Annotated in this window: 14 protein-coding genes; 8 read left to right on the plus strand and 6 right to left on the minus strand. The window is 70.7% G+C overall.

What is annotated here, in order from left to right; all coding sequences use genetic code 11:
* Positions 1-23: 23 nt before the first annotated feature.
* The 4 genes from QIT00_RS07620 to QIT00_RS07635 all read right to left on the minus strand — a co-directional run bounded on the left by QIT00_RS07620 (position 24) and on the right by QIT00_RS07635 (position 3,787).
* On the minus strand, positions 24-1,163 hold the full coding sequence (locus tag QIT00_RS07620) for a hypothetical protein (protein ID WP_282534350.1): 1,140 nt from the start codon (positions 1,161-1,163) through the stop codon (positions 24-26).
* A 154-nt stretch (positions 1,164-1,317) separates the two neighbouring features.
* Complete coding sequence (locus QIT00_RS07625) at positions 1,318-2,292, minus strand: ABC transporter substrate-binding protein (RefSeq protein ID WP_282534351.1); 975 nt, start codon at positions 2,290-2,292, stop codon at positions 1,318-1,320.
* A gap of 107 nt (positions 2,293-2,399) precedes the next feature.
* Complete coding sequence (locus QIT00_RS07630; protein WP_282534352.1) at positions 2,400-3,074, minus strand: ABC transporter permease; 675 nt, start codon at positions 3,072-3,074, stop codon at positions 2,400-2,402.
* Positions 3,071-3,787 carry an ABC transporter permease gene (locus QIT00_RS07635; RefSeq protein ID WP_282534353.1) on the minus strand — a complete coding sequence of 239 codons (717 nt, stop codon included), beginning with the start codon at positions 3,785-3,787 and terminating at the stop codon, positions 3,071-3,073. Before QIT00_RS07635 ends, QIT00_RS07630 begins: the two co-directional genes overlap by 4 nt.
* 237 nt (positions 3,788-4,024) lie before the next feature.
* On the opposite strand from QIT00_RS07635, the gene QIT00_RS07640 reads away from it, so the two are divergent.
* The gene (locus tag QIT00_RS07640) at positions 4,025-5,110 is read left to right on the plus strand and encodes an RNA-guided endonuclease InsQ/TnpB family protein (protein WP_282534354.1); all 1,086 of its coding nucleotides are present in this window, start codon (positions 4,025-4,027) and stop codon (positions 5,108-5,110) included.
* Between the two features lie 73 nt (positions 5,111-5,183).
* Positions 5,184-6,347: an ABC transporter ATP-binding protein gene (locus QIT00_RS07645; protein ID WP_282534355.1), complete on the plus strand. Its 1,164-nt coding sequence runs from the start codon at positions 5,184-5,186 to the stop codon at positions 6,345-6,347.
* Positions 6,348-6,471: 124 nt separating this feature from the next.
* Here the strand turns inward: QIT00_RS07645 and QIT00_RS07650 are convergent, their stop codons facing one another.
* Positions 6,472-7,587 carry an alpha/beta hydrolase gene (locus QIT00_RS07650; RefSeq protein ID WP_282534356.1) on the minus strand — a complete coding sequence of 372 codons (1,116 nt, stop codon included), beginning with the start codon at positions 7,585-7,587 and terminating at the stop codon, positions 6,472-6,474.
* Between the two features lie 388 nt (positions 7,588-7,975).
* Between QIT00_RS07650 and QIT00_RS07655 the strand changes: the two genes are divergently transcribed.
* The 6 genes from QIT00_RS07655 to QIT00_RS07680 all read left to right on the plus strand — a co-directional run bounded on the left by QIT00_RS07655 (position 7,976) and on the right by QIT00_RS07680 (position 12,917).
* Positions 7,976-9,775: a phosphatidylglycerol lysyltransferase domain-containing protein gene (locus QIT00_RS07655; protein ID WP_408909739.1), complete on the plus strand. Its 1,800-nt coding sequence runs from the start codon at positions 7,976-7,978 to the stop codon at positions 9,773-9,775.
* A 57-nt stretch (positions 9,776-9,832) separates the two neighbouring features.
* Entirely contained in the window at positions 9,833-10,696 is an 864-nt protein-coding gene (gene folP, locus QIT00_RS07660) for a dihydropteroate synthase (protein WP_282534358.1), read from the plus strand.
* The gene (locus QIT00_RS07665) at positions 10,693-11,211 is read left to right on the plus strand and encodes a nuclear transport factor 2 family protein (RefSeq protein ID WP_282534359.1); all 519 of its coding nucleotides are present in this window, start codon (positions 10,693-10,695) and stop codon (positions 11,209-11,211) included. Before folP ends, QIT00_RS07665 begins: the two co-directional genes overlap by 4 nt.
* 191 nt (positions 11,212-11,402) lie before the next feature.
* Entirely contained in the window at positions 11,403-11,762 is a 360-nt protein-coding gene (folB, locus tag QIT00_RS07670; protein ID WP_282534360.1) for a dihydroneopterin aldolase, read from the plus strand.
* Positions 11,759-12,355: a 2-amino-4-hydroxy-6-hydroxymethyldihydropteridine diphosphokinase gene (folK, locus tag QIT00_RS07675; RefSeq protein WP_282534361.1), complete on the plus strand. Its 597-nt coding sequence runs from the start codon at positions 11,759-11,761 to the stop codon at positions 12,353-12,355. The genes folB and folK overlap by 4 nt, the downstream gene beginning before the upstream one ends.
* 76 nt (positions 12,356-12,431) lie before the next feature.
* Entirely contained in the window at positions 12,432-12,917 is a 486-nt protein-coding gene (locus QIT00_RS07680) for a DUF3180 domain-containing protein (RefSeq protein ID WP_282534362.1), read from the plus strand.
* A 283-nt stretch (positions 12,918-13,200) separates the two neighbouring features.
* Here the strand turns inward: QIT00_RS07680 and folE are convergent, their stop codons facing one another.
* Complete coding sequence (gene folE, locus QIT00_RS07685; protein ID WP_282534363.1) at positions 13,201-13,806, minus strand: GTP cyclohydrolase I FolE; 606 nt, start codon at positions 13,804-13,806, stop codon at positions 13,201-13,203.
* Between the last annotated feature and the right edge of the window lie 89 nt (positions 13,807-13,895).

The following is a 13,895-nucleotide window of genomic DNA, read 5'->3' on the forward strand; positions in this document are numbered from 1 at the left end:
CGGCAGGTGACGTGCTCCCTGCTCTACGAGATCGCGCTGCGCAGATCCGCCACGTCGAGCTGTTCCGTGTCGTCGTGCGCGGTCAGGTCGATGACCTCGCCGACGGCCGGGCCGTCTGCGTCTGCGTCTGCGTCTTCTGGGGTGAACTCGGCTTCGGACTGCGGCACTTCGGTCTCCGCGGGACCGGCCTCCGTGGATTCGGCCCGGTGCAGCGCGAGGGCCTCCTCGCCCACCACGTCCGCGAGGTCCTTGTGCTCGATCGCCCTGACCTCGTCCCGTACGGCCTGCTCGGACTGTTCGGCCTGCTCGGACTGTTCGGACTGCGGGCCCTGCGTGCCGAAGAAGTCGAAGCCGCCGACGGTGCGCCGCACCGGGGTGTACGGGGCGACCGCCGCCGCGGCGGGTACCGGGTAGTGACGCGGAGCCGGAGCCGGGGCCGGAGCCGGAGCCGGGGGCGTGGCGGTCGTACGCAGCTGTGCGCCGACCGCCCCGGACTTCCCCTGGGCCGCCTCCGCCCCCTCACGCCCCGCGCCCTCGCGCGTCAGCCGGTCGAGCGCGGCGTTGGCCCGGCGGTAGAGGGCGGGACTCGGGACGCGGGCCGACGAGCCGAGCCCACCGCGAGCGTCACCGTTGACGCGGCGGGCGCCGGTCCCTGTGCCCGTGCCCGTACCCGTACCCGTGCCCGCGGTCAGCGCCTTCGTGGGTGCGGACGCCTCGATCGCGAGGCGCCTGCGGCCCTCGAGCGCGCTGGCCCGCTCCGTCTCCGCCGTGGCGTACCGGCGCAGCAGGGCCGCGTGTTCGGACCGCAGGGCGGCCAGCTCGGTGCGCTTGGACCGGAGTTTGGCCTCCAACTTGGTGCGCAGCTCGCGCGACTCCTCCAGGTCGGACTCCAGCTCGGCGGTGCGTTCCTCGTGCTTCCACTCGTCGCTCGCTCTTGACCGGGTCAGTTCCGCGACGCGCTTGCCGGCGACCCGGTCCCATCGGCGCATGACGACCGAGCCGACGACGGCCGCTGCTGCGGCGGCGCCGACCAGGCCGCGGAGCACCACGGGTTCCGCGACCAGCCAAGCTGCGGCGGCACAGACCAGTGAGACACCGGCGACCGTCGAGGGGGGAAGCAGCCTGTGCAGGGGTGGGGAATGGCGGTGACGTCCACGTGGCATGGCCAGAAACTTACCGCGCGTGCACGACAGACGAACCCCCGCCCGGGAATCTGTTCCCTTGTGGTTACGTACGCACGGCGTCCACCCCATTCAGTTCAAGCGGCAACCACCGGTAACCCGCTCCCGTTCCCCGCCACTTGAGGCGAACTCAAGATCATTTATTGAGCAGGCCCTTTGCCTCCAGGTACTCCTTCGCCGCGTCGGCCTCCTTCACGCGCTCCGCGTCGACCTTGCGGTTGAGTTCCACGAGGTCCTGTGTCGTCAGCGTCTCGGTGAGCTTCGCGAGCGCGTCGGCTATCGCCTTGTCGCCCGCCTCCTCGGCGTTCACCACGGGAAGGATGTTGTCGGCGTTCTGCAGCTTCTTGTCGTCCTTCAGCAGGACCAGGTCGAAGTTCTCCAGCGTGGCGTCCGTCGTGGTGGTCAGGACCAGCTGGTCCTCCCCGTCCTTGACGGCCTGCTTGGCCTGCGGCGTGCCGACGCCCTTGGGGTCGACCCCCGTCACGTCTATGCCGTACGTCTTCTTCAACCCCGGCGCGCAGAACGGCCGGACCTCGCATTCGTCACCGGCCGCGATCTTCACCTTCAACTTCGCGCGGCCCAGGTCGGAAAGCGTCTTGAGGTTGTTCTTCCGCGCGTATTCCTTGCTGACCGCGAAGGCGTTCTGGTCCACCGCGGCTCCAGCCGGAAGCACCTTCAGGCCGCGCGGTTCGGCGAGCTTCTCCAGGGCGGCGACGGTGTCTTCCACATCGCTCGACGCGACGGGCTTCGCCTTCGGGCCGTTCTTCTCGGTGTTCAGGAATTCGGCGAGCGTCGCGGCGTATTCCGGGACGACGTCGATGTCGCCCTTCTCCAGGGACGGTTCGTAAAGCTCGCGGTTCTCCACCGTCTTGATCGACGTGTTGTATCCCGCGTCTTTCAGCACCTGGGCGTAGAGCTCGGCGAGGACCTTCGACTCGGTGAATCCGGCCGAACCCACCACCAGCGGGCCCTTCTTGCCTGCACCGCCCTCGCCGCCCGAGCCCTTGTCCTCCTCCAGGCTCTTGCCGCCACAGGCGGTGAGCCCGGCGGCCAGGCCGACCACGGCCACCGTCGCCGCCGCCCTGCGGATGCCCTGCGCGAAGTGCTTCATGGGGTATCACCAATCAATGTCGTCATGGCCGTTGCCGTACAAGAGCCAGCTGCCGTACGAGAAAACCAGTCGTCCTGCGTTCTACGGGAGCGTCCTACGGGAGCCTCTTACGGGAGCGCCCTTCCCCGCATCGGGTCGAGCACCTTGCCGAGGGCCACGAGGACCCCTTCCACGAGCAGCGCGAGTGCCGCCACCAGGACCGCGCCCGCCACCACCTGCGCGGTGTCCTGGAGGCTGAACCCGGCCGTGATGATCCGGCCGAGGCCGCCCTCCCCGGCCATCGCGGCGAGCGTCGCCGTGGCGACCACCTGGACCGCCGCCGAGCGCAGCCCCGTCATGATCAGCGGGTAGGCCAGCGGGAGTTCCACCCTCAGGAACAGCTGGCGGCCGCTCATCCCCATGCCCCGCGCGGCCTCCACCACCGCCCGGTCGACCTCGCGCATCCCGATGTACGCGTTGGTGAGCAGCGGCGGCACCGCGAACAGCACCAGGGCGATCAGCGTCGGCAGGTCGCCGTACCGGCCGAGCGGGGTGAGCGTGAGCAGCACGAGCACCGCGAGCGTCGGCACCGCGCGGCCCACGTTGGAGATGTTGACCGCGAGCGCACCGCCCTTGCCTATGTGGCCGAGCCGCAGGGCGAGGGGCAGCGCGATGAGGCAGGCTACGGCCAGGCACGTACCGCTGAAGTACAGGTGCTCGCCGAGGCGGTGCCCTATCCCCTTCTCCCCCTGCCAGTTGGCGGCGGTGGTGAGCCAGGTGAAGGCCTCCGACAGCGCGTTCATGCGGGCTCCACCACCTTTGCCGTACGGACGCCGGGCGCGCGCCCCGACCGTATGCGCGTCCAGGGCGTGAGCCACCGCTGCAGCGCGAGCAGCAGCAGGTCGGCGACGACGGCGAGGAGCACGCAGAGCACCGAGGCGGTGAGCACCTGCGCCTTGAAGTCGCTGCGCAGGCCGGACATGATCAGGCCGCCCAGGCCGCCGTAGTCCACGATGGCGCCGACCGTGGTCAGGGCGACCGTGGCGACCGTGGCTATCCGCACACCCGCGAGCAACGCCGGTAGCGCCAACGGCAGTTCGACCTCCCACAGCTGCCGCACCGGCCCGTACCCCATCCCGCGCGCGGCCTCGCGGGCCTCCGCCGGGACGGCTTCGAGCCCCGCCAGGATGTTCCGCACGAGGACCGTCAAGGAATAGAGGACCAGGCCCGTCACGACCAGGGCCGCCGAGAGCCCGAACAGCGGGAGCAGCAGCGAGAACATCGCGAGCGAAGGCACCGAGTAGAGCACCGTGGTGAGCCCGAGCACCGGGCCCGCGAACGCCTTGCTGCGGCGCGCGAGCAGCGCGAGCGGCAGCGCGACCGCGAGTCCTATGACGATCGAGGCGGCCGTGATGCCCACGTGTTGAACCGTGGCGTCGATCAACTCCTGGCTGCGCGTGCGGACATACTCCGCGCACACCCAGTCGTTCTCGACCAGGCAGTTCTGCCCGTCCACCGGCCCCACCTCCCCCGCCACCCGACGGAACCCCGCCCCGAACCCCTGCCCCGAGCGCGTGAATCCCCGAACATCCGTCCGCCGCAAACTGTCTTGTCGGCGACCCTAAACCCCAGCACTGACAATCGCCGAGAGACGTTGTTCTGCAGCAACATGAACTTCACCGGACCGTCCGAGGATGTACTGGTCCACAGCAAGCAAGCTCAACTGTCAGTCGCCCCAGGTAGGTTCAGAAACATGACGAGGGACACCGCAGGCGGCCGGGAGTCCGCGCCCGCGCGGTACACCTTCCGCCTTCGCGTGTCCGCCGGCGCCCGTGTCGCACTTGAGGCGGAATGGGCACGCTGCCGCTGGATCTGGAACGAATGCGTCGCGAAGTCCCGGGCCGTACACCTGGACAACAAGGCCCCGGGCGGCAAGCAGACGTGCGGTCCTGCCCAGCTCGACAAGATGCTGACACGGACCCGCAGGAGGACGCCGTGGCTGGCCAAAGGCTCAAGCGTTCCCCAGCAGCAGCTCGTACGCGACTTCGGTAGATCTCGCGCCAAGGCCGTGAAGGACGTCAGGGACCGGTTGCCTCAGCGGCAGCGGGCCGGGATGCCGAAGTACAAGAAGAAGCGCGAGGCTCGGCCGACCCTCAACTACACCGGGCGGGGCTTCCGCCTCAGAGACGGCCTGCTGCACCTCGCGGGCGGGATCGTGCTGCGGGTGGTGTGGTCACGTGAGCTGCCCGAGCAACCGTCCTCGGTACGCGTGTACCAGGACGCCACCGGAGCGTGGTACGGCTCATTCGTCGTCCAGGCCACGACCGATCCCCTTCCGGAGACCGGCCGAGCGATCGGAGTGGACTGGGGCGTCAAGGAGCTCGCCACGACGACATCCGACGCGCACGATCTTCCTCACCCCCAGCACGGCAGGAAGGCCACGGCCCGTAAGTGGGCCAAACTCGCCGTACGTGATCACGACACCCTGGCCGTGGAGGACTTCAGGCCGCGCTTCCTCGCGAAGTCGACGATGGCCCGTAAAGCGGCTGACGCCTCGATCGGTGCGGCGAAGCGGGCGCTGCTGGAGATGGCCCGTAAGCACGGCCGGATCGTGCACCTGATCAACCCCGCGCACACCACCATGGACTGCGCGCAGTGCGGAGCGAGAGCCAAGCACGCACTCCCTCTTTCAGAGAGAACGTATGCCTGCACCGCGTGCGGAACCGTCTCGCCCAGGGACAAGAACTCCGCCCTCGTGATGCTGGCCCGGGCGGGCCTCAACCCGGCTGACGCCGAGGGCGCAAGACCTGGCCGCACGCCGTGCGGCCAGGCAGCCTGAGTCAGGAATCCCCTTCCTGAGCGCAAGCGCAGGCAGGGGAGGATTCAAAGAACGCCCACCACAATGGGGAGCCATGATCCGGTTCGAGCACGTCACCAAGCGGTACGAGGACGGCACCACGGCCGTGGACGACCTGTCGTTCGAGGTCGCGGGCGGTGAACTCGTCACGCTCGTCGGCCCGTCGGGCTGCGGCAAGACCACGACGATGAAGATGGTGAACCGGCTGATCGAGCCCACCTCGGGCCGGATCCTGCTCGACGGCGAGGACATATCCGGCGTCGACCCGGTCGAGCTGCGCCGCCGCATCGGCTATGTCATCCAGCAGGTCGGCCTGTTCCCGCACAAGACGGTCCTGGACAACACCGCGACCGTCCCGCACCTCCTCGGCGTCAAGCGGGCCAAGGCCCGCGCCCGGGCCGCCGAGCTCCTCGAACTCGTCGGCCTCGACCCGTCGGTGCACGGGGCGCGCTACCCGGAGCAGCTCTCCGGCGGCCAGCGCCAGCGCGTCGGCGTGGCCCGCGCGCTCGCCGCCGACCCGCCCGTGCTCCTGATGGACGAGCCGTTCGGAGCGGTCGACCCGGTGGTCCGCGAGCGTCTGCAGAACGAGTTCCTGAAGCTCCAGGCGGCCGTGCGCAAGACGGTTCTGTTCGTCACGCACGACATCGAGGAGGCCGTGCGCCTCGGCGACCGCATCGCCGTCTACGGCTCCGGCCGCATCGAGCAGTACGACGCCCCCGCCGCCGTCCTCGGTGCCCCCGCCACTTCGTACGTCGCCGAATTCGTAGGCGCCGACCGGGGGTTGAAGCGGCTCTCGGTCACGCCGATCGAGGAGGGCGACCTGCAGCAGCCCCCGGTCGTACGGCTCGACGACCCCCTCGACCGCGCCGCCGAGCAGCTGCGCGGCGAGGGCGCCCACTGGGCCGTCGTCCTGGACGCGGAGGGCAACCTGCACGGCTGGATCTCCGCCGAGCACACCGGCAACAAGGGCACGGTGCGCGATCAGGCCCGCCGGATGGAGGCCTGGCTGCCCGTCGGCGCGTCCCTGAAGCAGGCGTTCTCCACGATGCTGCAGCACGACGCGGGCTGGATCGCCGTCATCGACGAGGACTCCGCGGGCCGCTTCCTCGGCGTCCTGACCCCCGCGACCCTGCACGAGGCCCTGCGCCGCTCGACCACGGCGGACGCCCGGGACATCACACGCGCGGAGGTCGATCTGGATACGGTCACGGTCCGCTGAGCCTGCCTTCCCCGAAGTCCGCTGAGCCTGCCTTCCCCGAAGTCCGCTGAGCCTGCCTTCCCCGAAGGTTGAGCAGCCCCCGAGGTTGAGCAGCTCCCGAAAACCGACTCCCCTACGGAAAGCGTCACTTGGCCGAAAGCCGCTCGCTCATCCACACCAGCGCCGGCGGGATCTCCCGCCGCCACGTGTTGAAGTTGTGGCCGCCGCTGTCGAGGATGATCGAGAACATCCGCGTGGGTGCCCGGCCCTTGTCCAGGAACTTCTCGGTGTCGGCGTAGTTCCCCTCCCCCTGCTTGCTGCTGGTCGCGAGCAGCGACACCTTCGGGGGCGGCCGGTGGTCGAGCAGCCACATCAGGTCGGACTCCTGCTCGACCCGCCTGTCGCCCTGGAAGAGGTCGCCCGTGGTGTCGTCGATGGGCGCCCGGTAGTTGGCGGAGAGCCCCGCTCCGGCGGCGAACCGGTCCGGGTGCTTCAGGGCGATCTTCAACGCGCAGTAGCCACCCGTGGAGTTGCCGATGACGCCCCAGCTGCCCGGTTTCTCACCGACCCGGTAGTGGCCGGCGACCGCGGCGGGCAGGTCCTTCGCGAAGAACGTCTCGGTCTGCGGCCCGTGCGGCACGTCCACGCACTCGGTGTCGCGCGGCGGCACCACGGTCGGCCGCAGCATGACCAGGATCATCGGCTGCATCTTGCCCCGCTTGGCCTGGTCGTGGGCGGTGGCCGGGTAGCGCAGGCCGTTGAGCAGGTTCTCGGCGGTGCCCGGGTACCCGGTGATCACGATCGCCGTGGGGAACGTACGCCGCTTGTCCTCGAAGTACTCCGGCGGCAGGTAGACGTACGCGGGCGACCGTATGCCGGACCGCTCGCCGGTCACCTCCACGCGCTGGATCCGGCCGCCCACGGTGGGCGTGGAGCCGCCCGCCACCTGGCTCACCGGCTGGGTGCCGAGCACCTTGAGGGCGCGGTTCGCGCCGCCCGTGTCGTGCTCCACGACCACGCCCATCTCCTGCTCCTGGCCGAAGAGGTCGGCCCAGGACGCGTAGAACTCGAAGGACCGGTTGGCGGTCAGGCCGACCGTGGCGAAGAGCATCAACTGTGTTGCCCCGAGCGCCAGTACGCGCCCGAGCACCGCGCGCCAGTTGCGGCCCGCCAGCTTCGGCCAGAGCCAGACCGTGCCGAAGAACAGCAGCACGGCCAACAGGGCGGCCGAGGCCAGGACGAGGTTGCTCTTGAGACCCATGGGGTGTTCCTGCCTGCGCTTTCCGCCGGGCGAGCGCCCGGACTCCCTTTGTCCCGATGCCGGTTGTCCCGATGCCGGATTTCCGCGCTCCTGCACCGGTTTTCCGGGCGGAGAGTGAACCCGTCTCCCGGAAGCGCCGTCCTAGAGGGCGCAATTTGTCCGGCGTAACCGCAGAAGCCGGACTCCAGCTCTCGCAGAACTACGGGATGCGATGTCAGTCAGGATAGATGGGGAAATGTCGGGTGGGGTTGCAGTGGCTTCTTCTCGCGGTGCAGGGGCATCCCGCGAGGCAGGGGCATCCCGCGAGGCAGGGGCGTCCCGCGAGGCAGGGGCGTCCCGCGAGGCGGGGGCTTCGCGCGGTGCGGCCGCAGCTCGCGGACTCCGGCGCCTGCTGCGCGGCCCGCGCCCCGAGAAGGTGCCGTCCCTGGTCGCCACCGCCTGCACACTCGTGGGCCTCCTGGACATCGCCGCCGGCGTCTTCCCCCGCTTCCGGCACAGCCGCCTGCACGCCATCGCCGAGGTCCTGCCCGGAGCCCTCGGCCCCTTCGCGGCCGCCCTCGCCCTCAGCGCCGGCGTCCTCCTGCTGCTCCTCGCGCACGGCCTCAGGCGCCGCAAGCGGAGGGCCTGGCGGGCGGCCGTGTTCCTGCTCCCGGCGGGCGCCGCGTCCCAGTTCGCGTACCGGCACTCGCTCATCGGCGTCCTGATCGCGGGCCTGCTGCTCGCCCTGCTGCTGCGCCATCGGAGTGAGTTCGCCGCCCTGCCCGACCCGCGCAGCCGCTGGCTCGCGCTCGCCAACTTCTTCCTCATGGGCACGTTCTCGCTCGGCCTCGGCACCCTGATCGTCGCCACCCACCCGCGCAAGGTCGTCGGCGACCCGAGCCTCGCCGACTACCTCACCCATGTCGTGTACGGCCTGTTCGGCGCCGAGGGCCCCCTCCACTACACCGGGCGCACCGGCTGGACGGTCGGCTACTCGCTCGGCGCCCTCGGCATGCTCACCGCCCTCACCACCGTCTACCTGGCCTTCCGCCCCGAACACCCGGCGGCCCGGCTCACCGAGGACGACGAGCAGCGGCTGCGCGTACTCGTCGACCGGCACGGCGCCCGCGACTCCCTCGGCCACTTCGCCCTCCGCCGCGACAAGGGCGTGGTCTTCTCGCCCAGCGGCAAGGCGGCCGTCACGTACCGCGTCGTCTCCGGCGTGATGCTCGCGAGCGGCGACCCGATCGGCGACGTGGAGGCCTGGCCCGGCGCCATCGAACGGTTCATGGACGAGGCCGGGAAGCACTCCTGGACCCCGGCCGTCATGGGCTGCTCGGAGACCGGCGGCGAGGTCTGGACCCGCGAGACCGGCCTCGACGCCCTCGAACTGGGCGACGAGGCGGTGGTGGACGTCGTGGATTTCTCCTTGGCCGGGCGCGCTATGCGCAACGTGCGCCAGATGGTCAAGCGCATCGAGCGGAATGGCTACGAGACCCGGGTACGGCGCGTACGTGACCTGAGCGAGGGCGAGTTGGAGCGCGTGCGGCGCGCCGCCGACGACTGGCGGGGCACCGACACCGAGCGCGGCTTCTCCATGGCGCTCGGCCGCATCGGCGACCCCACCGACGGCGACTGCCTGATAGCCACCGCCCACAGACAGACCGCACACAGACAGACCGCACACAGACAGACCGAAATGCCGGGCCCGTACGGGGACTTGAAGGCGATCCTGCACTTCGTGCCCTGGGGCGACGACGGCGTCTCGCTCGACCTGATGCGCCGGGACCGCGGCGCCGACCCCGGCATGAACGAACTCCTCATCGTGGCCGCCCTGCAGGCGGCGCCGAAACTCGGCATCGCGCGTGTGTCGCTCAACTTCGCGATGTTCCGCTCCGCACTCGCCCGCGGTGAGCGACTCGGCGCGGGACCGGTCCTCCGCACCTGGCGCGGACTGCTCGTGTTCCTGTCGCGCTGGTTCCAGATCGAGTCGCTGTACAAGTTCAACGCCAAGTTCCGCCCCCGCTGGGAGCCCCGTTTCGTGGTCTTCCGCAACAACCGGGACCTGCCGCGCATCGGCGTCGCCGCGATGCAGGCCGAGGGCTTCGTCACGCTCACCCTGCCCCGCTTCCTGCGCGCCGGCTCCCGCCCGCGGCGGCCGTGCCCGCACACCCCCACCGCCGCACCCCAGGACGTGCGGGCGGTCTGAGCGCTTCGGGGCCCCGGCCCGTACGGGTCACTCCCCGTACGGGCCTACGCTGGAGGCATGAGTACGTTGCGCGGCCGCGGCACGGTCGAAGGCCTTCCGGAGTGGGACCGCTGTGCGGTGATGGGAGTCGTCAACGTGACGCCAGACTCCTTCTCCGACGGTGGCCGCTGGTTCGACACCACGGCCGCCGTCAAGCACGGCCTGGACCTGGTCGCCCAGGGCGCCGACCTGGTCGACGTCGGCGGTGAGTCCACGCGCCCCGGCGCCAGCCGCGTCGACAAGGACGAGGAGCTGCGCCGGGTCGTGCCCGTCGTGCGCGGCCTCGTCTCGGAGGGCGTCACCGTCTCCGTCGACACCATGCGCGCCACCGTCGCCGAGGCCGCGCTCGCCGCGGGCGCCCGCCTCGTCAACGACGTCAGCGGCGGCCTCGCCGACCCCGCCATGATCCCGGCCGTCGCCGCCGCCGACGCCCCGTTCGTCGTCATGCACTGGCGCGGCTTCAGCGAGGACATGAACAGCCGCGCGGTGTACGAGGACGTCGTCGGCGAGGTCGTCAGCGAGCTGCACGCGCGCGTGGAGGCGGTTGTCGCGGGCGGCGTGGCTCCCGAGCGGATCGTCCTCGACCCCGGCCTCGGCTTCGCCAAGGACGCGGAGCACGACCTCGCCCTGGTCGCCCACATGAAGGAACTGCGCGCCCTCGGCCTGCCGGTCCTGGTCGCCGCCAGCCGGAAACGTTTCCTCGGCCGGGTCCTGGCCACCGGCCCGGACTCCGCCCCTCCGCCCGCCCGTGAACGCGACGCCGCTACCGCCGCGGTCTCCGCCATCGCCGCCCACGAGGGCGCCTGGGCGGTCCGCGTCCACGAAGTCAGGGCCACCGCCGACGCCGTCCGCGTAGCCCGCGCCGTAGAAGGAGCCCAGTGACGCCCCGTACCGACATCGAAGCCGTCGAGACCGCCAACACGTCCTTCTACGAGGCTCTGGAGCGCGGCGACTTCGAGGCGGTCTCGGACCTCTGGCTGCACGACCACAGCGACGCCGTCGACAACGAGGACGGCGACGAGACGGCCACGGTCTCCTGCGTGCACCCCGGCTGGCCCGCCCTCTCCGGCCGCGGCGAGGTCCTCAGGTCGTACGCCCTGATCATGGCGAACACCGACTACATCCAGTTCTTCCTCACCGACGTACGCGTCTCGGTGCACGCCGACACCGCGCTCGTCAGCTGTACGGAGAACATCCTCAGCGGCGGCCCCGCCGAGGAGGGCGCCGATCTCGGCCCGCTCGTCGGCCAGCTCGTGGTGGCCACGAATGTGTTCCGCCGCACACCCGGCGGCTGGAAGCTGTGGTCGCACCACGCCTCACCGGTGCTCGCGGAGACGGACGACGACGAGGGCGCGGCGGGCAACGGCGGTGCCGAGGGCGGCGAAACACCCGCCTGAGTGGGTAGGGGCCCGGTGGGGGTTGGACGACCCGCCGCCGGGGTATGGGCGGCTACCAGCCCGGGACCGGCATGGTCCAGAGCCCCCGTGGGCAAGCACTGTCAGCACCCGAAGGTAGATTCGAATGGGTCTCGTGAGCCGACCGCACTCGGCCCGGGCCCGCCGAACCGACGAATGCAGGAGTGATTCGCGTGGATCGTGTCGCGCTGCGCGGCCTCAAGGCCCGCGGGCACCACGGTGTCTTCGCCCATGAACGCGAAGAGGGCCAGACCTTCATCGTGGACCTGGTCCTCGGCCTGGACACCAGGGCGGCCGCGGCCGACGACGACCTGGCGAAGACCGTGCACTACGGCATCGTCGCGGAGGAGGTCGTGGCCGTCGTCGAGGGCCAGCCGGTCGACCTCATCGAGACCCTGGCCGAACGCATCGCACAGCAGTGCCTCAAGCACGACGGCGTCCAGGAGGTCGAGGTGGTGGTGCACAAGCCGAACGCACCCATCACGGTCCCCTTCGACGACGTCACCATCACCATCACCCGGAGCCACGCATGAGCACGCAGAGCGACCCGACCGTCCAGCCGGTGCCCGCCTCCGTGGTGGAACAGGTCGACGCCGCGGACGTCACCCTCAACAACCCGAAGTTCGCGGTGATCAGCCTCGGCAGCAACCTCGGCAACCGCCTGGAGACCCTCCAGGGAGCCGTGGACGCCCTGGAGGACACCCCCGGCCTGCGCGTGAAAGCCGTCTCGCCGGTGTACGAGACGGAGCCCTGGGGCGTCGAGCCCGGCAGCCAGCCCGCGTACTTCAACGCGGTCGTCGTCATCCGGACCACGCTCCCCCCGTCCTCGCTCCTGGAGCGTGCGCACGCGGTCGAGGAGGCCTTCCACCGCGTACGGGACGAGCACTGGGGCCCGCGCACCATCGACGTCGACATCGTGACGTACCAGGACGTCGTCTCCGACGACCCCGAGCTCACGCTCCCGCACCCGCGGGCGCACGAGCGGGCCTTCGTCCTCGCCCCCTGGCACGACGTCGACCCCGAGGCGCAGATCCCCGGCCGCGGCCCTGTCGCCGACCTGCTCGGCCAGGTCACCCGCGCGGGCGTCACCCCCCGCGTGGACCTGGAACTCCGGCTGCCCGAGTAGTCGTTAGGGTCAGGACGGGGCACACGACCGGGCCCGTGGACCGGCACGACGTACGACGAAAGAGGCGACCGCCACCGTGAAGCAGCTGCGCATCCGGACGCTGATCGGCCTGTTCCTGGTCGCCGGAGTGCTGTCCTGGGCGGGCGCCCGGCTCTGGGATGCGCTCGGCGAGCTGCCGGGCGTCCCCCTGGCCGCGCCGATCGTGCTCGGCGTGATCGCCGCCGTGCTGCTCGCGACAGCGCTCTCCATCCGCTCCCGGCTCCGCGCCCAGCGCGAACGCCGCCCCGGCGCCAAGGGCGTGGACCCGATGATGGCCGCCCGCGCCCTGGTCTTCGGCCAGGCGAGCGCCCTGGTCGCCGCCCTGGTCACGGGGGTGTACGGCGGGGCGGGCGCCTTCCTGCTCAGCCTCCTGGACATCCCGGCCCGCCGCGACCAGGCCATCTACGCCGGCTTCGCGGTCGTGGCCGGCGCGTGCGTGATCGCGGCGGCCCTGTTCCTGGAACGCGTCTGCAAACTCCCGGAGGACGGCGACGAGGACGAGGTGGGCCCGGCAGCGGCCTGAGGACCTGAGGACCGCCCTGCCCACCACAGCGGCGTTCAGCGCGCCGCTGATCACCAACTCCGGCGCGCCGGACAGCCGTTGAGCAGAAGGCCGGGGCGCCCGGCAAGGCCGTGGTCGTACAGCGCGAACGGCCTGTTCCCGAGGCCCGGAATCCGGGGACATCACGCACCGGACAGCGGGACAGCCGGAGGGCCGGGACAGCCGGGACAGCCGGAGGGCCGGGACAGCCGGGACAGCCGGAGGGCCGGGACAGCCGGAGGCCGCTTCAAGCGCCTCCAGCGCGCTACTTCGCCATGATCAAGGTCATGGCCTCGTTCCGCGTTGCCGCGTCGCGCAGCTGCCCTCGGACCGCAGAGGTGATCGTCTTGGCCCCGGGCTTGCGCACCCCCCGCATGGTCATGCACATGTGCTCGCACTCGATGACGACGATCACCCCGCGCGGCTCCAGGATCTTCATCAGCGAGTCCGCGATCTGCGTGGTCAACCGCTCCTGCACCTGCGGCCGTCGAGCGTAGACGTCGACCAGACGTGCCAGCTTCGACAGGCCCGTGATCTTCCCGTCCTCCGACGGGATGTAGCCGACATGGGCGAAACCGACGAAGGGGACGAGATGGTGCTCACAGCTACTGAGCACCTCGATGTCCTTCACCAGGACCATCTCGTCATGGCCGAGGTCGAACGTCGTCGTCAGGACATCCTCGGGCTTCTGCCGCAGGCCCGCGAATATCTCCTGGTAAGCCCGCGCCACCCGGCCCGGCGTCTCCCGCAGCCCCTCACGGTCCGGGTCCTCGCCGACCGCGATGAGCAGTTCCCGTACGGCGTTCTCGGCCCGCTTCTCGTCGAATTCGCCGATCGAGCTCTCGCCGTCCAGCGTCACCGGGTCGGTCATCTGTGCCTCGTTCCTCTTACGACGGGCAGCGTTCCTCTACGTCTGCCGTGTGCGCACACAAAAAGCCGCGCCCCCCAAGGCTAGAACCA

The organism is Streptomyces luteolus, from assembly GCF_029968015.1.
Lineage (GTDB): Bacteria > Actinomycetota > Actinomycetes > Streptomycetales > Streptomycetaceae > Streptomyces > Streptomyces luteolus.

Bases quoted from the DNA above. Each gene is read 5' to 3' on its own strand.
- QIT00_RS07640 (WP_282534354.1), top strand. From the start codon at position 4,025: ATGACGAGGGACACCGCAGGCGGCCGGGAGTCCGCGCCCGCGCGGTAC.
- folE (WP_282534363.1), bottom strand. From the start codon at position 13,806: ATGACCGACCCGGTGACGCTGGACGGCGAGAGCTCGATCGGCGAATTC.
- QIT00_RS07645 (WP_282534355.1), top strand. From the start codon at position 5,184: ATGATCCGGTTCGAGCACGTCACCAAGCGGTACGAGGACGGCACCACG.
- folK (WP_282534361.1), top strand. From the start codon at position 11,759: ATGAGCACGCAGAGCGACCCGACCGTCCAGCCGGTGCCCGCCTCCGTG.
- QIT00_RS07625 (WP_282534351.1), bottom strand. From the start codon at position 2,292: ATGAAGCACTTCGCGCAGGGCATCCGCAGGGCGGCGGCGACGGTGGCC.
- QIT00_RS07650 (WP_282534356.1), bottom strand. From the start codon at position 7,587: ATGGGTCTCAAGAGCAACCTCGTCCTGGCCTCGGCCGCCCTGTTGGCC.
- QIT00_RS07630 (WP_282534352.1), bottom strand. From the start codon at position 3,074: ATGAACGCGCTGTCGGAGGCCTTCACCTGGCTCACCACCGCCGCCAAC.
- folP (WP_282534358.1), top strand. From the start codon at position 9,833: ATGAGTACGTTGCGCGGCCGCGGCACGGTCGAAGGCCTTCCGGAGTGG.
- QIT00_RS07620 (WP_282534350.1), bottom strand. From the start codon at position 1,163: ATGCCACGTGGACGTCACCGCCATTCCCCACCCCTGCACAGGCTGCTT.